This window comes from Luteococcus sp. (genome assembly GCF_043424415.1).
Lineage (GTDB): Bacteria > Actinomycetota > Actinomycetes > Propionibacteriales > Propionibacteriaceae > Luteococcus.
This window is the reverse complement of the sequence record NZ_JBHWOO010000027.1, coordinates 1-17,633: the sequence shown is the minus strand read 5'-3', so window position 1 is coordinate 17,633 and position 17,633 is coordinate 1. Positions and strand designations below refer to the sequence as shown.

Below are 17,633 nucleotides of genomic sequence, written 5' to 3'. Positions count from 1 at the left end.
GAGTTCGAGTGACGGGCCCCGGCCAGCGCCGGGGGCCCGTCAGGGGACTGAGTGGGAACTCAGACTTCGTCGACGGCCGCGAAGGACTCGCTGCCGGGACGACGGGAGAGATCGATGCCGAAGTCCTCCGCGCTGCGGTAGTCGTCCTCGCTGTCACGCAGCTCGACGACGGTGCCGTCGCTGGAGAGGACCTCCACGTTCAGGCAGAGCGACTTCATCTCCTTGACCAGAACCTTGAAGGACTCGGGGATACCCGGCTCCGGGATGTTCTCGCCCTTGACGATGGCCTCGTAGACCTTCACGCGGCCGGGGACGTCATCGGACTTGATGGTGAGCAGCTCCTGCAGTGCCCAGGCGGCGCCATAGGCCTCCATGGCCCACACCTCCATCTCACCGAAGCGCTGGCCACCGAACTGCGCCTTGCCGCCCAGGGGCTGCTGGGTGATCATCGAGTACGGACCGGTCGAACGGGCGTGGATCTTGTCATCCACGAGGTGGTGCAGCTTGAGCATGTACATGTAGCCCACGCCGACCTTCTCCGGGTACGGCTCGCCGGAACGGCCGTCGAACAGGCGTGCCTTGCCGTCGGAGTCGACCAGGTGGTCGCCGTCACGGGTCGGGATGCCGTTCTCCAGCAGGCCGGAGATCTCGGCCTCGTTGGCACCGTCGAAGACCGGGGTCGCCAGACGGGAATTGCCGTCGACGTGGCTCAGACCGACATCGCGCAGACGATCGGCCCACTCCCCCTCGACACCCTCGATGTCCCACCCGGTCTTGGCGATCCACCCGAGGTGGTTCTCCAGCACCTGACCCACGTTCATTCGCGAGGGAACACCCATCGGGTTCAGCACGATGTCGACGGGGGTGCCGTCCTCGAGGAAGGGCATGTCCTCGACGGGCAGGATCTTGGAGATGACACCCTTGTTGCCGTGACGGCCGGCCAGCTTGTCTCCGGTCTGGAGCTTGCGCTTCTGGGCCACGTACACCCGCACCAGCTGGTTGACACCGGGGGGCAGCTCGTCACCCTCGTCGCGGTCGAAGACGCGCACGCCGATGACCACACCGGTCTCGCCGTGGGGCACCTTCATGGAGGTGTCGCGCACCTCACGGGCCTTCTCACCGAAGATGGCGCGCAGCAGGCGCTCCTCCGGGGTGAGCTCGGTCTCGCCCTTGGGCGTCACCTTGCCGACCAGGATGTCGCCGGTGCCGACCTCGGCGCCGATGCGGATGATGCCGCGCTCGTCGAGGTTGGCCACCATCTCCTCCGAGACATTGGGGATGTCGCGGGTGATCTCCTCGGGGCCCAGCTTGGTGTCGCGGGCGTCGACCTCGTGCTCCTCGATGTGGATCGAGGTGAGGACGTCGTCCTGGACCAGGCGCTGCGAGAGGATGATCGCGTCCTCGTAGTTGTGGCCCTCCCAGCTCATGAAGGCCACGAGCAGGTTCTTGCCCAGGGCCATCTCGCCACCGTCGGTGCAGGGGCCGTCGGCCAGCGGGGTGCCGACCTCGACACGCTGGCCCTGGGTGACCAGCGGACGCTGGTTGATGCAGGTGCCGGCATTGGAGCGCTTGAACTTCTGAAGCTGGTAGGTCTGGTAGGTGCCGTCGTCACAGGCGACGTCGATCATGTCGGCCGAGACGGCCATGACCACGCCGGCCTTGCTGGCCACGGTGACGTCGCCGACGTCGATGGCCGAGCGGTACTCCATGCCGGTGCCGACGAAGGGAGCCTCGTTGCGCAGCAACGGGACAGCCTGTCGCTGCATGTTGGCACCCATCAGGGCACGCGAGGCGTCATCGTGCTCGAGGAAGGGGATCAGCGCGGTGGCCACCGAGACCATCTGGCGCGGCGAGACGTCCATGTACTCCACGTCATTGCGCGGCACGGTGTCCACGTCGCCGTGCTTGATGCGCACCAGGACGCGCTCCTCGGCGAACTGGCCGTTCTCGTCGATCTCGGCATTGGCCTGGGCGATGACGTAACGGTCCTCCTCATCCGCGGTGAGGTAGTCGATCTGGTTGGTCACCACACCGTCCTCGACCTTGCGGTAGGGGGTCTCGATGAAGCCGAAGGCGTTCACGCGGGCGAAGGAGGCCAGCGAGCCGATCAGGCCGATGTTCGGGCCTTCGGGGGTCTCGATGGGGCACATGCGGCCGTAGTGCGACGGGTGGACGTCTCGGACCTCCATGCCGGCGCGGTCACGGGACAGACCACCGGGGCCCAGCGCGGACAGACGACGCTTGTGCGTCAGGCCGGCGAGCGGGTTGTTCTGGTCCATGAACTGCGACAGCTGCGAGGTACCGAAGAACTCCTTCAGCGCCGCGGTCACCGGACGGATGTTGATCAGGGTCTGCGGCGTGATGGCCTCGAGGTCCTGCGTGGTCATGCGGTCGCGGACCACGCGCTCCATGCGGCCCAGGCCGGTGCGCAGCTGGTTCTGGATCAGCTCTCCGACCGTGCGCAGGCGACGGTTGCCGCAGTGGTCGATGTCGTCCTCTTCGACGATGACGGTGACGTCATCACGCTGCAGCTCGGTCTTGCCCTCGTGCAGCGCGCAGACATAGTGGATGGCCGCGACGATGTCGTCGATGGTCAGCACCTGCTGGTCGAAGGGCAGCCCCATGCCCAGCTTCTTGTTGATCTTGTAGCGACCGACCTTGGCCAGGTCATAACGCTTCGGGTTGAAGTAGTAGTTCTTCAGCAGCGCCTCGGCAGCATCGCGGGCCGGCGGCTCGCCAGGACGCAGCTTGCGGTAGATGTCGAGCAGGGCCTCGTCCTGGGTGGAGACGTTGTCCTTCTCCAGGGTCTGGCGGATCGACTCGTACTCGCTGAACTCCTCGAGGATGCGCTCCTCGCTCCAGCCCAGCGCCTTGAGCAGGACGGTGACGTTCTGCTTGCGCTTGCGGTCCAGGCGCACGCCGACCAGGTCGCGCTTGTCGACCTCGAACTCGAGCCACGCACCACGCGAGGGGATCACCTTGCAGGTGAAGATGTCCTTGTCGGAGGTCTTGTCGGGGGTCTGTTCGAAGTAGACGCCGGGGGAACGGACCAGCTGGGAGACCACGACGCGCTCGGTGCCGTTGATCACGAAGGTGCCCTTGTCGGTCATCAGCGGGAAGTCGCCGATGAAGACCGTCTGGCTCTTGATCTCGCCGGTGTCGTTGTTCATGAACTCGGCGGTGACGAACAGGGGTGCCGCGTAGGTGACGTCGCGGTCCTTGCACTCCTCCACGGAGTACTTTGGGCTCTCGAAGCGGTGGTCGCGGAAGCTCAGCGACATCGTCTCGGAGAAGTCCTCGATCGGGGAGATCTCCTCGAAGATCTCCTCCAGTCCGGACTTGGTGTTGATGTCGGTGCGACCTGCAGCAAGGGCTTCCTCGACGCTGGTGCGCCAGGCCTCGTTGCCGATCAGCCAGTCGAAGGACTTCGTCTGGAGGTCGAGGAGATTCGGGACTTCGAGCGGTTCATGGATCTTCGCGAAGGAGATTCGTCCGCTGGTGGAGACGACATTCGTGTTCTTCGACGCAGTGCGCGAGGCGGCCAAGATATTGGTCCTTCCAAGAACTCGGAAAGGGTTCTTTGTGCATGCTGAACGGCCCGAGTCAAGTCCCGGGTCATCAGTGTGGCGATGGGGCAAGAACACACGTTACGACAAGGGCGCCCCGATTTCAACTTCCGCGCACAGCGGTGCGGCGGGTGATCATCCGGTGGCCGCGACCCTGCGGCTCGTCCTCCCGAGCAGCCTTCACACTACCCCACGCCCGCCCCGACTCAACTCCGACCCGGCCGGGCATGCAGCAGGGGCGGGCGCCACCGTGATGGTGGCACCCGCCCCTGGCCTCCAGCGCTCCCCCGAAGGGGACGTTGTCACTTGACGGTGACGGTGGCGCCGGCAGCCTCGAGCTGCTCCTTGGCCTTGGCAGCGGCGTCCTTGGCAACCTTCTCCAGGACGGGCTTCGGGGCACCCTCGACGAGGTCCTTGGCCTCCTTCAGGCCGAGGCTGGTGAGGGCGCGCACCTCCTTGATGACCTGGATCTTCTTGTCGCCGGCCGACTCGAGGATGACATCGACCTCGTCGGAGCCCTCGTCCTCGGCAGCGGCGTCGCCCGCGCCACCACCGGCCGCGGGAGCGGCGGCAACGGCGACGGGGGCAGCGGCGGTGACGCCGAAGGCGTCCTCGAACTGCTTGACGAACTCGCTGAGCTCGATCAGGGTCATCTCCTTGAAGGCGTCAAGGAGCTCTTCGGTGCTGAGCTTTGCCATGATGGTCCTTTCCTTACTGTTCTGATGCAGCGTCAGTTGGCCGCGTCGGTGGTGTCAGCAGCCTGGGCTGCATCATCTGCCGCATCAGCGGCGGGGGCCTCCGAGGAATCCTCGGAGACGGTCTCCTGGGCAGCGGGAGCCTGGCCGGCTCCAGCAATGACCGAGGGGTCGGCCTGCGCCTTGGTCTCCAGCGCACCCAGGGCGCGAGCGGCCTGGGAGAGCGGAGCGGCGAACAGGTAGACGGCCTGCTGCAGGCTGGCCTGCATTGCGCCGGCCATCTTGGCGAGCAGAACCTCGCGCGATTCGAGATCGGCAAGCTTCTTGACCTCGTCGGCGTTCAGGACCTTTCCGTCCATCACGCCGCCCTTGATCACCAGGAGGGGGTTGGCCTTTGCGAAGTCGCGCAGACCCTTCGCAACGGTGGCGATGTCACCGTTGATGAAGGCGATAGCGGTGGGGCCGGTGAGCTGCTCGTCGAGCCCCTCAATGCCAGCTTCCTTGGCCGCGATCGTGGTCAGGGTGTTCTTCGCAACGGCATAGGTTGCGTCCTCGCCGAGCGACCTGCGCAGATCCTTCAGATTGCTCACGGTGAGTCCGCGGTACTCGGTCAGCACGGCTGCGTCGGCGTTGGTGAAGCTCTGCTTCAGCTCGTCGACCGCAGCTGCCTTGTCTGGCCTAGCCATTGGGTCTCCTTCCCACTTCCTGTAGTGCGCGAACCACCCGTGGGCGGTTCGCCGTGTGCCGGATCCCGATCGGTGACATGAAAAAAGCCCCGTCGCCTCTGGTGGCGCGGGGCAACCGTGGAGATCGACGCACCCTCAGAGGATGCGTGACTGTCCAGCGTTGTACAGCGGTCACCTGCGCGGGCGCCACACGGTTGCCCATGTGTCTTTCGTCACCACCAGCGGTCTTCGGCCCTTTGACTCTAGGCCATCAACTGCCTGGCTCCAAATCGAAAGTGATCCTCCTCCAGCTGGATCCGGCTGCGCCCTCCGGCGGTCATTACGGCGACGCGATGCGCCACCCAACCACCATGCCACTGCCCGTGCTTCCTGATGTGGGAAAAATCACACCAACGTATTCACCTTTCGCGTAATCGCTAGCCACCATGAGGTTCAGCACAGCGCAGGAGCGACGGTGACGCTCCGACAAATTCCTTAACCGAATCTGAGAGTTGGTGAAGAACACTCAGGGTCGTACTGTGATCCGAGTCGCCCCGTGGGGTGGCATCCACATGAACGACCGGCGGTGCCGAGGCAATCGCGCCTGTCCGACCAGACAAGAGGAACCATGTCCACGATTCGCACCACCGCCGTAGCCGTCGCTGCCACTGCCGCCCTGGGCGCCGGCACCTTCGCCACCGCAGCCCCCGCCGAGGCCGCCGTGTGCAGCAGCCGGGCCAATGTGTACTGCTCGATGAGCCACGCCAAGAAGATCTCGAGCAACCTGGGCTACGGCTCCCGTGGAAGCCAAGTCAAGTCCCTGCAGAATGCCCTCACCCAGGTGGGCTTCCGTGTGCCGGCGACCGGCTACTTCGGCACCCAGACCCGCGCGGCCGTGAAGTCCTACCAGGCCTCGCGCGGCATCGCCGCCACCGGCACCCTCGACAAGCGAACCCTGAGCTACCTGCGCGTGGGCGCTGGCGCCAAGAAGACCGCAGCCAAGAAGCGCACCGTGACCAGCAGCGTCACCGCCTCGTCCAGCAAGGCGCAGCGCGCGGTCAACTTCGCCCACGCCCAGCTGGGCAAGCCCTATGTCTACGGCGCCACAGGTCCCAGGGCCTTCGACTGCTCCGGCCTGACCGGCGCTGCCTGGCGCTCCGCTGGTGTGAGCATCCCGCGCACCTCCTACGCCCAGTACAACGGCCTGCGCAAGGTCTCCAAGAGCAACCTGCAGCCCGGCGACATCATCTCCTTCTACGGCGGCGGCCACGTCGGCATCTACGTCGGCAATGGCGACGTCATCCACGCGCCGAACTCCCGTTCCGTGGTCAAGAAGGTCAAGATGAACACGATGCCCTACCGCGGCGCCGTGCGTCCCGCCTGATCCACCACCCCGTCCGGGCCCGAATGACCGGGTAGATGCATGAAGGGCCGCGCCCCCACCCGGGAGCGGCCCTTCATGCGTACCTGCATGCGCCCGGCGCACTGCAGCCCCACTCGGGACGCAGAAACTGCCCGCAGTCCCAGGAGCGGGGCTGCGGGCAGTTCAGGCCTGCGAGCGGATCAATCCTGCTCGGTCGGCTTGGTCTGGGTCGGGTCAATGGCGACACCGGGGCCCATCGTCGAGGAGACCGTGATCTTGCGGATGTAGCGGCCCTTCGAGGCATTCGGCTTCAGTCGCAGGATCTCGTCCAGCGCGGCGAAGTAGTTCTCGTCGAGCTTGGCCTGGTCGAAGGACGCCTTGCCGATCAGGAAGTGCAGGTTGGCGTGACGGTCCACACGGAACTCGATCTTGCCACCCTTGATGTCATTGACGGCCTTGGCGACATCCATGGTCACGGTGCCGGTCTTCGGGTTCGGCATCAGGCCGCGGGGGCCCAGCACTCGACCCAGTCGACCAACCTTGCCCATCAGGTCGGGGGTTGCCACGACGGCGTCGAAGTCGAGGTAGCCGCCAGCCACCTTCTCGATCAGCTCGTCCGAGCCAACCTCGTCCGCGCCAGCTGCACGAGCAGCCTCGGCATTGGCGCCATTGGCGAAGACAAGGACCCTTGCCGTCTTGCCGGTGCCGTGCGGGAGGTTGACGGTACCGCGGACCATCTGGTCCGCCTTGCGAGGATCGACGCCCAGCCGCATGGCGACATCGATGGTCTCGTCGAACTTGGCCGACGCTCCGGACTTGACGATCTCGAGGGCCTTCTCGGCCGTGTACAGCTCGTTCTCGTCACGCTTCTCGGCGGCGGCCCTGTAGGCCTTGCTGCGCTTCATCTGTCTGGTTCCTAACGTGTGTCTTGTGTGCGGCCGGCCTCGTGGGCCGGTCCACCAGGTTCTGGTACGGGCCGCGCTCGACCCTCCCAGGGGGATGCCCGCGAGCGGGCACCGGGATCAGTCGACCGCGACGCCCATCGAACGGGCGGTGCCCTCGACGATCTTCATCGCGGACTCGACGTCATTCGCGTTCAGGTCGGGCAGCTTGGTCGTGGCGATCTCGCGGATCTGGTCCTTGGTGAGCTTGCCGACCTTGTCCTTGTGCGGGACGGCGGAGCCCTTGCTGAGGCCAGCGGCCTTCTTGATCAGCTCGGCAGCCGGCGGCGTCTTCGTGATGAAGGTGAACGTGCGGTCCTCGTAGATGGTGATCTCGACGGGGACGATGTTGCCACGCTGGGATTCCGTCTTGGCGTTGTACGCCTTGCAGAACTCCATGATGTTGACGCCGTGCGGGCCGAGGGCCGTACCGACGGGAGGAGCAGGAGTGGCAGCGCCCGCCTGCAGGGCGACCTTGACGAGTGCCGCTACCTTCTTCTTGGGAGGCATGTTTGGGTCCTTTTCTTGGCTGGGTGACGCGGTTTGCGTCACCGCGGGTGGTGCATGGCCGACCTGGCGGATCGGCCTGACGTGAACGCGCGAAGGCCGCGGATCAGATCCGGGCGATCTGCGGGAAGGTCAGGTCGACCGGGGTCTCACGACCCAGGATCTCGACCAGGGCCTTCAGCCGCTGGCTGTTCACGTTGATCTCGGTGATGGTGGCGTGCACCCCGGCGAAGGGGCCGTCCACCACCTGGACGGAGTCACCCACGGAGAAGTCGACGACCTCGATCTTCTTGCGGGTGCTCGGAGTCGGAGTGGCCTGCTCGGAGGCCACGCGCGCGGCCACCGACGGGGTGAGCATCTGCTCGACCTCTTCGAGGCTCAGCGGGACCGGGGTCTGGCCGTTGCCGACGAAACCGGTGACCGACGGGGTATGGCGCACGGTGCCCCAGGAGTCATCCGTCAGGTCCATGCGAACCAGCACGTAGCCGGGCAGGACCGTGCGGGTGACGGTCTTGCGGGCACCATTGCGGATCTCGATGGCCTGCTCGGTGGGCACGACCGTCTCGAAGATGTAGTCCTCCATGTTCAGCGTCTGGACGCGAGCATCGAGGTTCTGCTTCACACGGTTCTCCATGCCGGAGTAGGTGTGGATGACGTACCACTCGCCGAACTTGGTGCGCAGCTCCTGTCGCAGCTCCTCGAGGGCTGCCTCCAGGGCGGGGTCGCCGTCCACGGGTACACCCTCCTCGGACTCGTCCTCCTCAGGCTCATCGTCGCCGAAATTCAGCTCGATGCCGTCGGCCTCCTCGGCCAGGTCCTCGCCGAAGTCGAGGTTCAGCTCCTGCTCGGGAGCATCCGCCTCCTCGGCGTCGTCGAACTGGCCCAGGTCGATCTCGACCTCGGGGGTCTCGTCGGCGGGTTCGTCGAACTCAGGATTGTTGGTCACAAGGATCTCCGTGGATTGGGACTGGGTCAGTTGCCGAGCAGCTTGAGCACGACCCAGCCGAAGGCGGGATCGAGCAGGCCGACATAGGCGACGATGAACAGGACGAAGAGCAGGACCACGACGAAGTACTGGCTGAGCTGTGAACCAGTGGGCCAGATGACCTTGCGGAGCTCGTCGGCGGACTGGCTGACGAAGGTCGCGGGCGTCGTCCGACCGGAGCCCTTCTGTGCTGCACCCGACCGAGCGTTGGCCTGGGCCGGGGTCTTCGGCGCTGCCCGGCGACGCACCGGGCGCGGTGCCGGCGCAGGTCGAGCCGCCACTTCATGGCCCTCGGACGCGGAGGCCGCGCCGGGCTGGGCTTGGGGCTTCGAGCGACGCACGGGGCGAGAGGAACGGGCACGAGCAGCGACCTGCTCGGCCTGCTCCAGCTGCTGGGGATCGTCGACCACCATGTCCTGGGGATCGGCCCTGTCGGGCGTGGCGTCCGGAACCGGCTCGCCCTTCAGCTCTTCGGCCTCGTCGTCGATGATCTGCGACTCGTCGATGGTGGTTTGGTCTCCGGTGCCGTTCGGGTGGGCCAAGCGTTCCCCGGCCACCTCGTCGATGCGGGGATAGAGGCCCGACTGGTCATCCGCGGCTTCTGAAGACTTGCGCGTCTGGTCGTCGGTCACGGTCTTCCTTCGCGTTGGCGCCTCTCGGCTATGGCTATGACCCTTTCGGATCGGCATGCCCGCCCCTGCGAGCCTGGACTGTTCAGCAGGAGGAACCTGCTTCGCAGGGCAAGAGGGACTTGAACCCCCAACCTGCGGTTTTGGAGACCGCTGCTCTGCCAATTGAGCTATTGCCCTTCAACGGCACCGTAAAGGTCCCGCCAAGATGTAAAGTATAGGCGCTTTCCCCGCTGGAGTCGAACCGAGCCATCACAGCTCCCCGCACATGCCGGCCAGCGCGGTCCGGACGGCATGCGCACGGCGCGGGGGGGCGTCATCCACCCGATGGCGGCGATCCAGCTGGCACGGTTCCATGACCTGACGCTGCAGCCACTGCGCTCCCCCTGCCGGAGTACCGACTGGGCACGGACGGCCCCACCGTCGACATGTCGAGTGCGCCGCAACCGCCCCCGCAGATCCATGGCTTGGGATCCGCTTCGCACGCTCGATTGCGATGCTGCGAGACGGTCACGATCCCTGCCACGGCGCCGGGTCCTCACCCAATGGAGCACCCCACCAGCACCGGCTCGGGCACCAGGTGGACCCCGAAGCGCTGCTCCACACCATCCCGGACGGTCGCCGCCAACCGCATCACGTCAGCGGTGCTGGCGGTGCCCCGGTTGGTGAGCGCGAGCGTGTGCTTGGTCGACAGGCTGGCTCCCTCGCCGATGCTGAAGCCCTTTCCGAAACCCGCATGGTCGATCAGCCACGCAGCCGACGACTTCACCTGGCCATGACCCGCCGGATAGCGCGGGGCATTGGTCGGCAGCTGCTCGGCAAGGGACTCGTCGAGCACCGGATTGGTGAAGAAACTGCCCGCACTCCAGGTGTCGGGATCCTCGGGATCGCTGACCATGCCCTTGCCGCGGCGCAGCTCCAGCACGGCCTCTCGCACCTGGGGCGTCCACGACCGCTCGCCCAGGGCAACCCCGAGGCGATTGGCCAGCTCCTGGTAGCGCACCGGGGCCGAACGCGTGCCCAGCAGCAGCTGGAAGGTCACCTCCAGCACCACATAGCGACCCGTCGGCCCGCCGTCGGGCATCCGGGTGCGCTTGAAGACCGAGTCACGGTAGGAGAACTCGCACTCCGCGGCCGAGAAGGTCCGGTACTCGCCGGTGGCCCGGTCCAGGGTGCGGACCCGGTAGATCGTCTGGGAGACATCACTGCCGTAGGCCCCGACATTCTGGATGGGCGTGGAGCCCACCAGGCCCGGAATCCCCGAGAGGGTCTCGATCCCGAGCCACTCCTGGGAGATGGCGTGGGCGACGAAGTCGTCCCAGACCTCGCCTGCAGCAACGGTCACCACGGCCCCGCCACAGCCCGAGACGTCGGCACTGATGCCCTTGGTGGACACCTTGACCACCGTGCCGTCGAAGCCCTCGTCGGCGACCACCAGGTTGGAGCCACCGGACAGGACCAGGAGCTTCTCCCCCGACCGGTCGGCCTCCAGGACCGCGTCGATGAGTTCGCGGTCAGTGGTGGCCTCCACGAACCTGTGGGCGGGTCCCCCCAGTCGGAAGGTGGTGTGGTCGGCCAGCCGGGGCGATGCACTTGCCTCGTGCGAGGAGACCGCCCCGAAGTCGACGTGGTTCACCTCGCACCCGGGGTCCAGGTCGGAACCGATCCCCACGATGGAGCTGTTGGGCAGTTCGGGCAGGTTCACAGCCGCACCTCCACCTTGACCGCGCCCAGCACCTTGTCCTGGCCGCAGGCGGCCTCGAGCTGCACCTGCGCGATGCCGTCCTCGACGGCAGTCACCCGGCCCCCGAAGCTCACCAGCACCCCCTCGTCGGTGTCAGGCACTTGCACGGGACGAGTGAAGCGGACGAAGTAGTGCTGCACCCTGCTGAGGTCCTCGCACCAGTCGGTGACCACGCGCAGCGCGGTGCCCATGGTCCACATGCCGTGGGCGACGACCCCGTCGAGCCCGATGCGCTGCGCATGGCGATCACTGAAGTGGATCGGGTTGAGGTCGGTCGAGGCGCCGCTGTAGCGCACGACCGACTCGCGCGTGACGTGGACCTCCAGCCTGGGCAGCTCGTCGCCGACGGCCACGGTGATGGGATCGAAGCTCATGCCGCGACCTCCTCGGCGCGCGTGTGGACCAACTGACTCCTGCCGGTGCACAGGTGTTCGCCCTCGACGGTGGTCATCTCGACGGCGATGGTCACCATGTCCACGGTGCCGCGATTGCGAACCTTCTCGATGGAAAGCCGTGCCACCACGTCGTCACCCTCCCGCATCGGGCGAGACCATTCGAAGGCCTGGTCGGCGTGCATGGTGCGCATCAGGGCCAGGTCGAGCTCGGGATCGTCGAACAGGGACTGCCAGGCCCGGGCACCGATCACCATGGCAAAGGTGGGCGGCGCGACGGGCGCCTGCCCCGCATAGGCCGGGTTCCGGTCGCCGCCCTCGGATCCTCCCAGGGCAGCGGCGAACTCGGCGATCTTGGCCCTACTGATCCGGTAGGGCTCGGTGGGCGGGTAGTTGCGCCCGACGTGTTCAGGGGTGATCGGCATGCCCACAAGGCTAGCCCGGTGCCGCCCGGAGGTCGTTCACCGCGCGCCCCCGGTCGTCACGACGATCCCCCGGCGGAATCCCTGGACATGACAGAACCGGCCGCCACCCGAAGGTGACGGCCGGATCGTGAAGCTGTGCTGCGCTCAGCGGGTCTCGCGGTGCGCGGTGTGAGAGGTGCACTTGGGGCAGAACTTCTTCAGCTCAAGACGATCGGGGTTGTTGCGACGATTCTTCTTGGTGATGTAGTTGCGCTCCTTGCACTCGGTGCAGGCAAGCGTGATCTTGGGACGAATGTCCCCGCCCTTCTTGGCCATGGTAATTCCTTCGTGTGCTGGGAGCGGTACTGCCGTCTGGCAGGTGGTCTGTCTTGGTAGCGGAGGCGGGAATCGAACCCGCGACACAGCGATTATGAGCCGCTTGCTCTACCCCTGAGCTACCCCGCCAAGATGCTCGCGGACTGCTCGGTCTCCCGTGCCGCTGGGTCAACGGCCATCCGTGAACAATCAGAGCCCCCAAGCAGAATCGAACTGCTGACCTTCTCCTTACCATGGAGACGCTCTACCTACTGAGCTATAGGGGCTTGCCGAGGAATTACTCTATCGGAAGGTTTCGCCTTCTTCAAAATCCTTGCCCGGCCTGCCGTCCTCGATCAACTCTGCTCTTCGAAGGCGACCCGAAGAAGTTTAGGACACACCGGCCACCAATTCCAAATCGAGCCCAAGCTGCCTAGTCTTGGCTCACGCAGACACGCTCGTCGACCTGAAGGACATCCCATGGCCACACCCCACATCTCCGCCGACAAGGGTGAGATCGCCGAGCTCGTACTCATGCCCGGCGACCCGAACCGAGCCCGCCGCATTGCCGAAGACTTCCTCACTGACGCTCGCATGGTGAGCGATGTGCGGGGCAATCCCGTCTTCACCGGCACCCACCAAGGGCACAGGATGAGCGTGATGGCCTCCGGCATGGGCATTCCCACCATGAGCCTCTACGCGACGGAGCTCTACCGCTTCTACGGGGTGCGCCGCATCTGCCGCGTCGGCACCGCCGGCGCGATCAGCGACGACATCGCCGTGCGCGACATCGTCATCGCCACGGCCGCCCACACCAACTCTGCGGTGTCGACGATCACGGTTCCCGACGTGACCCTGTCCTTGGCTGCGAGCTTCGACATGCTGCGCGGCGCCGCTGAGCGGGCCCGCAGCACTCCCCCACAGGGGGCGCGCGTGCACCTGGGCGCCGTCCACTCCAGCGACTTCTTCTACCTGGACCGGCCGGAGATGACGGCGGGACTCGACAAGGTGGGCACCCTGGCCGTGGAGATGGAGACGTCCGGACTCTACGCCTGCGCCCTGGCCGAGCGTGCCGAGGCACTCAGCGTCCTGACTGTCAGCGACCACATCAAGAACGGGGCCGGCGACATGGACCACGCCGAGCGCGAGACCCGCTTCGCACCGGCCCTGGAGATCGCGGTCGCAGGACTCATGGCCTGACCCCCGGAACACGGCGCAGCTGCGGCCCACCCTTCACAGGGCGGGCCGCAGCTGCCTATGGCGGGGCAGGATCAGGCCGTGGCGGCCTCACCCTGCTGGGTGCGGATGATGTGGTCGAAGGCGCTCAGCGCCGCGGTGGCGCCGGAGCCCTGGGCAACCACGATCTGCTTGTACGGCACGGTGGAGCAGTCGCCCGCGGCGAAGACGCCCGGCACCGAGGTCTCGCCACGCTCGTTCACCTGGACCTCGCCGCGCGCCGTGAGCTCGACGCCGGACTCCTGCAGCCACTGGGTGGTGGGCAGCAGGCCGATCTGGACGAAGACGCCCGCCAGGTCGAGCTGCTTCTCCTCGCCGGTGGCGCGTACCTTGTACTTCAGTCCGGTCACCTGGGAGCCATCGCCGACCACCTCGGTGGTCTGCGCACCGGTGACGATGTCGACATTGGGCATCGAACGCAGCTTGTCCTGCAGCACTCCGTCAGCCTTCATCTCGTCGAGGAACTCGACGACGGTGACGTGGTCCACCACGCCGGCCAGGTCGATGGCCGCCTCGACGCCGGAGTTGCCGCCACCCACGACGGCGATGCTCTTGCCCTTGAACAGGGGGCCGTCGCAGTGGGGGCAGAAGGTGACGCCCTTGTTGCGGTACTCCTCTTCGCCGGGCACGCCCATCAATCGCCACTTGGCGCCGGTGGCGACGATCACGGTGCGGGCCTTGAGTCCGGCCTCGTCCCCGAACTTGACGGTGTGGAAGCCACCTTCGCTCGTCGCGGTCTCCAGCGCAGTGGCCGACTGGCTCTTGATCACGTCGATCTCGTAGTCGCCCACGTGCTGCTCAAGGGCAGCCGCGAACTTGGGGCCCTCAGTGTGGGAGACCGAGATGAAGTTCTCGATGGACATGGTGTCGAGCACCTGGCCCCCGAAGCGCTCCCCCACCAGACCGGTGCGGAAGCCCTTGCGGGCTGTGTAGATGGCGGCCGCGACACCAGCCGGCCCCTGGCCCACGACGAGCACGTCATAGGGATCGCGCTCGTTGAGCTTGCTCGCGGCCCTGCTACTGGCGCCGGAGTCGAGCTTGGCAACGAAGTCGGCAATGTCCATCCGGCCAGACGCGAAGGGCTCCCCGTTGAGGAAGACCTGCGGCACCGACAGGATGTTCTTCTCCTTGACCTCGTCCTGGAAGAGCGACCCCTCGACGGCGGTGTGCTTGATGCGGGGGTTCAGCACGCTCATCGCGTTGAGCGCCTGGACCACGGTGGGGCAGTTCTGGCAGGTCAGGGACATGTAGGTGGTGAACTCGTAGTCCCCGTCGAGATCCTTGACCTGCTCGATCAGGTCGGCATCCTCCTTGACCGGGTTGCCGCCGACCTGCACCAGGGCCAGGACCAGCGAGCTGAACTCGTGACCCATCGGGATACCCGCGAAGCGCACCCCGATCTCGGTGCCGGTCCGCAGGATGGCGAAGGACGGCTTGCGCGCGTCGTCGCCATCGGTGCGGACGCTGATCTTGTCCGACAACGCCGCGATCTCGTTGAGCAGTTCGACCATCTCGGTCGACTTGGGGCGATCGTCGAGGCTGGCGATCAGCTCGATCGGCTCGACGACCTTGGTCAGCACCTGCGACAACTGCGCGGTGAGGTTCGAATCAAGAACAGCCATGGCTCCTACTTAGTTCTCGGTTGTCACGTACAGATTGGATCCGGGCCGGCAGGCTCAGATCTTGCCCACGAGGTCGATTCCGGGGGTCAGCGTCTGCTCGCCCTCTTCCCACTTGGCGGGGCAGACCTCGCCCGGGTGGTTGCGCACGTACTGGGCGGCCTTGATCTTGCGGATCAGCTGGCCGGCCTCACGACCGATGCCCTCGGCGGTGACCTCGATGTACTGGATCACGCCGTCCGGGTCGACGAGGAAGGTGGCGCGGTCGGCGCGGCCCTCGTCCTCACGCAGGTTGTCGAAGTTCTTGGTGATCTCCCAGGTGGTGTCGCCAAGCATGTAGTACTTGATCTTGCCGACCTCCTCGGAAGCCTGGGTCCAGGCCTTGTGCACGAAGTGGGAGTCGGTGGAGACCGCGTAGACCTCGACGTCGAGGCCCTGGAGCTCCTCGTAGTGGTCGGCCATGTCACCCAGCTCGGTCGGGCAGACGAAGGTGAAGTCGGCCGGGTAGAAGAAGAACACGCCCCACTTGCCGAGGACGTCGGACTCGCTGACCTCGACGAACTGGCCGTCCTTGTAGGCCTGGGTGGTGAAGGGCTTGATCTTGGTGTTCATGAGGGACATTGAGGGCATCCTTTCGTCGGTGACCAAACTTTGGAACTTTTCCAAAAACTGGAATCGTTCTAGATTCAGTCTAGGCGACCGCCCCCCGGAAGGCAAGACCCCCGCCCCGTGGCCGGGGACACCTCGCAGCGACTTCGCTGCACACCCGTGGAACACCTCAGGCGCAGTTGGGGCACTGCCCCCAGTAGATGACCTCGGCCTCGTCGATGATGAAGCCATGCGTGTCATCGGGGTCCATGCACGGCTGGCTGCCCACGGGACAGGGCACGTCCTCGATCGCACCGCACTGCCTGCAGGCCAGGTGGTGGTGGTTGTCGTGCTCGTGGAGCTCGTAGCGGGCTGGATGCCCCGCCGGCTCCACCCTGCGCAGCACACCGGCCGTGCGCAGCACGTTGAGGGTGTCGTAGACCGACTGCACCGACACCGAGCCGAGACGTTCGACGACGCCCGCACGGATCCGCTCGGCATCGGCATGGGGCCGCGCCGCAACCACCTCGAGCGCGGCCACCCGGATGGAGGTGACGCGCAGGCCCGCTTCACGCAACAACTGCTGCGGCTCCCCAATCGTCCCCACGTCTGCCTCCTCTGGTTTGCTCGCACGGTGGACCGGTGCCCATCATGACAGCCCGGCCCAAGACGGCCCGGGAATGCACGAGAGCCCCGAACCGGAGTTCGGGGCTCTTGGTGGCAGATCTAGGGTTCGAACCTAGGTAGGCGTACGCCGACAGATTTACAGTCTGCTCCCTTTGGCCACTCGGGCAATCTGCCATGCCGATCACTCGGCGAAAAGAAACCCTAGCAGCGTTCGCGGGGCTCCGACAAATCGAGTTCCCCGCGCAACTGGGGCAGGATGGGGTCACTCGGTCACCAGACCAGAGCAGCACACATCCCAGGAGGCAGAGATGGCAGCAGACAGCTCCTTCGACATCGTCAGCAAGGTGGATCGCCAAGAGGTCGACAACGCACTGGGCCAGGCCGCCCGAGAGGTGAGCCAGCGCTTCGACTTCAAGAACACCGACTCCTCCATCCGCTGGTCGGGCGAGGCCATCGAGATCGAGAGCAATGGCGAGGAGCGCGCCAAGGCCGTGCTCGATGTCTTCGAGTCGAAGCTGGTCAAGCGCGGCGTCAACCTCAAGGCGCTCGACGCCGGCGAACCGCGCCTGAGCGGCAAGGTCTGGAAGATCACCTGCACCACCAGGCAGGGCATCAGCCAGGAGAACGCCAAGAAGATCTCCAAGCTGATCCGGGATGAGGGCCCCAAGGGCGTCAAGACCCAGATCCAGGGCGAGGAACTGCGCGTCAGCTCCAAGAAGCGCGATGACCTGCAGGCCGTGCAGCAGCTGGTCAAGGCACAGGACTACGACTTCGCGGTCCAGTTCACCAACTACCGCTGAGCCAGACCGCGCACGAGCGCAGGGGCCGCTCCCGAAGCCTTGGGAGCGGCCCCTCCCATGCCCGGGAATAGCGTGAGGAGATGCTGCGTTGGACGGCCACTACATACCCCTACGAGGTATTGAGATGACCACCCTTCCGATGGACCTCGAATTCAGCCTGGCCCGCTCCGCCTTTGACGAGCGCAACTACGCCACGGCCGTCACCCGCTTCGGCGAGGTACTGGAGCAGGAGCCCGGCAACCGGCTGGCCCGCGAGTACCTGGCCCGGGCCCTCTACCACCGCGCCTCCCTGGGACGGGCCATCGCCCAGTGCGAGCAGCTGCTGCAGGCCGACCCAACCGACGAGTACGCCACCCTGCTGCTCGTGCGCAGCCTGGAGCGTCACGGCGAGACCGAGCGGGCAGCGAGCCTGCGTCGCCAGCTGGCGGCACTGACCGGTGATCCGCGCCACCTGGACAACCACACGGCGCTGCACTGAGCCCTCGCAGCGAGAGTGGCACCGGGCCCCTCAGCGAGAGCGGAACCGGGCCCTTTCGGGTGGGGCTGCTGGCAACTCC

General features: G+C 66.1%; 18 protein-coding genes and 4 tRNA genes. 4 read left to right on the top strand and 18 right to left on the bottom strand.

Going from position 1 to position 17,633, the window contains the following annotated elements; translation table 11 throughout:
* Positions 1–59: 59 nt before the first annotated feature.
* The 3 genes from rpoB to rplJ form a co-directional block, all read right to left on the bottom strand.
* Positions 60–3,545, bottom strand: coding sequence for a DNA-directed RNA polymerase subunit beta (gene rpoB / locus ACHFFZ_RS01470; protein ID WP_394274889.1), 3,486 nt, complete (start codon positions 3,543–3,545; stop codon positions 60–62).
* Positions 3,546–3,868: 323 nt separating this feature from the next.
* Positions 3,869–4,264: a 50S ribosomal protein L7/L12 gene (rplL, locus tag ACHFFZ_RS01465; protein WP_394274888.1), complete on the bottom strand. Its 396-nt coding sequence runs from the start codon at positions 4,262–4,264 to the stop codon at positions 3,869–3,871.
* A 32-nt stretch (positions 4,265–4,296) separates the two neighbouring features.
* Positions 4,297–4,947: a 50S ribosomal protein L10 gene (gene rplJ, locus ACHFFZ_RS01460; protein ID WP_394274887.1), complete on the bottom strand. Its 651-nt coding sequence runs from the start codon at positions 4,945–4,947 to the stop codon at positions 4,297–4,299.
* Between the two features lie 607 nt (positions 4,948–5,554).
* On the opposite strand from rplJ, the gene ACHFFZ_RS01455 reads away from it, so the two are divergent.
* Positions 5,555–6,310, top strand: a complete 756-nt coding sequence (locus ACHFFZ_RS01455; RefSeq protein WP_394274886.1) for a C40 family peptidase — start codon at positions 5,555–5,557, stop codon at positions 6,308–6,310.
* A gap of 179 nt (positions 6,311–6,489) precedes the next feature.
* On the opposite strand, the gene rplA is transcribed toward ACHFFZ_RS01455, so the two are convergent.
* The 11 genes from rplA to ACHFFZ_RS01400 form a co-directional block, all read right to left on the bottom strand.
* Positions 6,490–7,194, bottom strand: coding sequence for a 50S ribosomal protein L1 (rplA, locus tag ACHFFZ_RS01450; RefSeq protein ID WP_394274885.1), 705 nt, complete (start codon positions 7,192–7,194; stop codon positions 6,490–6,492).
* Between the two features lie 117 nt (positions 7,195–7,311).
* Positions 7,312–7,740 (bottom strand): 50S ribosomal protein L11, encoded by a 429-nt coding sequence (rplK, locus tag ACHFFZ_RS01445; protein ID WP_394274884.1) that lies wholly within the window; start codon positions 7,738–7,740, stop codon positions 7,312–7,314.
* 103 nt (positions 7,741–7,843) lie between these two features.
* Entirely contained in the window at positions 7,844–8,683 is an 840-nt protein-coding gene (gene nusG / locus ACHFFZ_RS01440) for a transcription termination/antitermination protein NusG (protein ID WP_394274883.1), read from the bottom strand.
* A 26-nt stretch (positions 8,684–8,709) separates the two neighbouring features.
* Positions 8,710–9,354: a preprotein translocase subunit SecE gene (gene secE / locus ACHFFZ_RS01435; RefSeq protein ID WP_394274882.1), complete on the bottom strand. Its 645-nt coding sequence runs from the start codon at positions 9,352–9,354 to the stop codon at positions 8,710–8,712.
* A 104-nt stretch (positions 9,355–9,458) separates the two neighbouring features.
* Positions 9,459–9,531, bottom strand: a tRNA-Trp gene (locus ACHFFZ_RS01430).
* A 358-nt stretch (positions 9,532–9,889) separates the two neighbouring features.
* On the bottom strand, positions 9,890–11,050 hold the full coding sequence (locus tag ACHFFZ_RS01425) for a UDP-N-acetylmuramate dehydrogenase (protein WP_394274895.1): 1,161 nt from the start codon (positions 11,048–11,050) through the stop codon (positions 9,890–9,892).
* Between the two features lie 2 nt (positions 11,051–11,052).
* Positions 11,053–11,469 carry a MaoC/PaaZ C-terminal domain-containing protein gene (locus ACHFFZ_RS01420; protein ID WP_394274881.1) on the bottom strand — a complete coding sequence of 139 codons (417 nt, stop codon included), beginning with the start codon at positions 11,467–11,469 and terminating at the stop codon, positions 11,053–11,055.
* Positions 11,466–11,912: a MaoC family dehydratase N-terminal domain-containing protein gene (locus tag ACHFFZ_RS01415; RefSeq protein ID WP_394274880.1), complete on the bottom strand. Its 447-nt coding sequence runs from the start codon at positions 11,910–11,912 to the stop codon at positions 11,466–11,468. The genes ACHFFZ_RS01420 and ACHFFZ_RS01415 overlap by 4 nt, the downstream gene beginning before the upstream one ends.
* Before the next feature lie 144 nt (positions 11,913–12,056).
* Positions 12,057–12,227, bottom strand: coding sequence for a 50S ribosomal protein L33 (gene rpmG / locus ACHFFZ_RS01410; RefSeq protein ID WP_342091969.1), 171 nt, complete (start codon positions 12,225–12,227; stop codon positions 12,057–12,059).
* Positions 12,228–12,281: 54 nt separating this feature from the next.
* A tRNA-Met gene (locus ACHFFZ_RS01405) sits at positions 12,282–12,356 on the bottom strand.
* Between the two features lie 64 nt (positions 12,357–12,420).
* Positions 12,421–12,493 (bottom strand) — tRNA-Thr (locus ACHFFZ_RS01400).
* 193 nt (positions 12,494–12,686) lie between these two features.
* Between ACHFFZ_RS01400 and ACHFFZ_RS01395 the strand changes: the two genes are divergently transcribed.
* Positions 12,687–13,406 carry a DeoD-type purine-nucleoside phosphorylase gene (locus tag ACHFFZ_RS01395; RefSeq protein WP_394274879.1) on the top strand — a complete coding sequence of 240 codons (720 nt, stop codon included), beginning with the start codon at positions 12,687–12,689 and terminating at the stop codon, positions 13,404–13,406.
* 71 nt (positions 13,407–13,477) lie between these two features.
* Here ACHFFZ_RS01395 and ahpF read toward each other — a convergent pair whose 3' ends face one another.
* The 4 genes from ahpF to ACHFFZ_RS01375 all read right to left on the bottom strand — a co-directional run bounded on the left by ahpF (position 13,478) and on the right by ACHFFZ_RS01375 (position 16,450).
* Complete coding sequence (gene ahpF / locus ACHFFZ_RS01390; protein ID WP_394274878.1) at positions 13,478–15,064, bottom strand: alkyl hydroperoxide reductase subunit F; 1,587 nt, start codon at positions 15,062–15,064, stop codon at positions 13,478–13,480.
* 54 nt (positions 15,065–15,118) lie between these two features.
* Complete coding sequence (ahpC, locus tag ACHFFZ_RS01385) at positions 15,119–15,682, bottom strand: alkyl hydroperoxide reductase subunit C (RefSeq protein WP_394274877.1); 564 nt, start codon at positions 15,680–15,682, stop codon at positions 15,119–15,121.
* 157 nt (positions 15,683–15,839) lie between these two features.
* Positions 15,840–16,256: a Fur family transcriptional regulator gene (locus ACHFFZ_RS01380; RefSeq protein ID WP_394274876.1), complete on the bottom strand. Its 417-nt coding sequence runs from the start codon at positions 16,254–16,256 to the stop codon at positions 15,840–15,842.
* A gap of 108 nt (positions 16,257–16,364) precedes the next feature.
* A tRNA-Tyr gene (locus ACHFFZ_RS01375) sits at positions 16,365–16,450 on the bottom strand.
* A 134-nt stretch (positions 16,451–16,584) separates the two neighbouring features.
* Between ACHFFZ_RS01375 and ACHFFZ_RS01370 the strand changes: the two genes are divergently transcribed.
* The gene (locus tag ACHFFZ_RS01370) at positions 16,585–17,076 is read left to right on the top strand and encodes a YajQ family cyclic di-GMP-binding protein (protein WP_394274875.1); all 492 of its coding nucleotides are present in this window, start codon (positions 16,585–16,587) and stop codon (positions 17,074–17,076) included.
* Positions 17,077–17,200: 124 nt separating this feature from the next.
* On the top strand, positions 17,201–17,554 hold the full coding sequence (locus ACHFFZ_RS01365) for a tetratricopeptide repeat protein (RefSeq protein ID WP_394274874.1): 354 nt from the start codon (positions 17,201–17,203) through the stop codon (positions 17,552–17,554).
* Positions 17,555–17,633 lie beyond the last annotated feature (79 nt).

Excerpts from the sequence above, each read along its gene's own strand:
- rplL (WP_394274888.1), bottom strand. The coding sequence starts at position 4,264 with ATGGCAAAGCTCAGCACCGAAGAGCTCCTTGACGCCTTCAAGGAGATG.
- rplJ (WP_394274887.1), bottom strand. The coding sequence starts at position 4,947 with ATGGCTAGGCCAGACAAGGCAGCTGCGGTCGACGAGCTGAAGCAGAGC.
- ACHFFZ_RS01455 (WP_394274886.1), top strand. The coding sequence starts at position 5,555 with ATGTCCACGATTCGCACCACCGCCGTAGCCGTCGCTGCCACTGCCGCC.
- rplA (WP_394274885.1), bottom strand. The coding sequence starts at position 7,194 with ATGAAGCGCAGCAAGGCCTACAGGGCCGCCGCCGAGAAGCGTGACGAG.
- rplK (WP_394274884.1), bottom strand. The coding sequence starts at position 7,740 with ATGCCTCCCAAGAAGAAGGTAGCGGCACTCGTCAAGGTCGCCCTGCAG.
- ACHFFZ_RS01420 (WP_394274881.1), bottom strand. The coding sequence starts at position 11,469 with ATGAGCTTCGATCCCATCACCGTGGCCGTCGGCGACGAGCTGCCCAGG.
- ACHFFZ_RS01415 (WP_394274880.1), bottom strand. The coding sequence starts at position 11,912 with ATGCCGATCACCCCTGAACACGTCGGGCGCAACTACCCGCCCACCGAG.
- rpmG (WP_342091969.1), bottom strand. The coding sequence starts at position 12,227 with ATGGCCAAGAAGGGCGGGGACATTCGTCCCAAGATCACGCTTGCCTGC.
- ACHFFZ_RS01395 (WP_394274879.1), top strand. The coding sequence starts at position 12,687 with ATGGCCACACCCCACATCTCCGCCGACAAGGGTGAGATCGCCGAGCTC.
- ahpF (WP_394274878.1), bottom strand. The coding sequence starts at position 15,064 with ATGGCTGTTCTTGATTCGAACCTCACCGCGCAGTTGTCGCAGGTGCTG.
- ahpC (WP_394274877.1), bottom strand. The coding sequence starts at position 15,682 with ATGTCCCTCATGAACACCAAGATCAAGCCCTTCACCACCCAGGCCTAC.
- ACHFFZ_RS01370 (WP_394274875.1), top strand. The coding sequence starts at position 16,585 with ATGGCAGCAGACAGCTCCTTCGACATCGTCAGCAAGGTGGATCGCCAA.
- ACHFFZ_RS01365 (WP_394274874.1), top strand. The coding sequence starts at position 17,201 with ATGACCACCCTTCCGATGGACCTCGAATTCAGCCTGGCCCGCTCCGCC.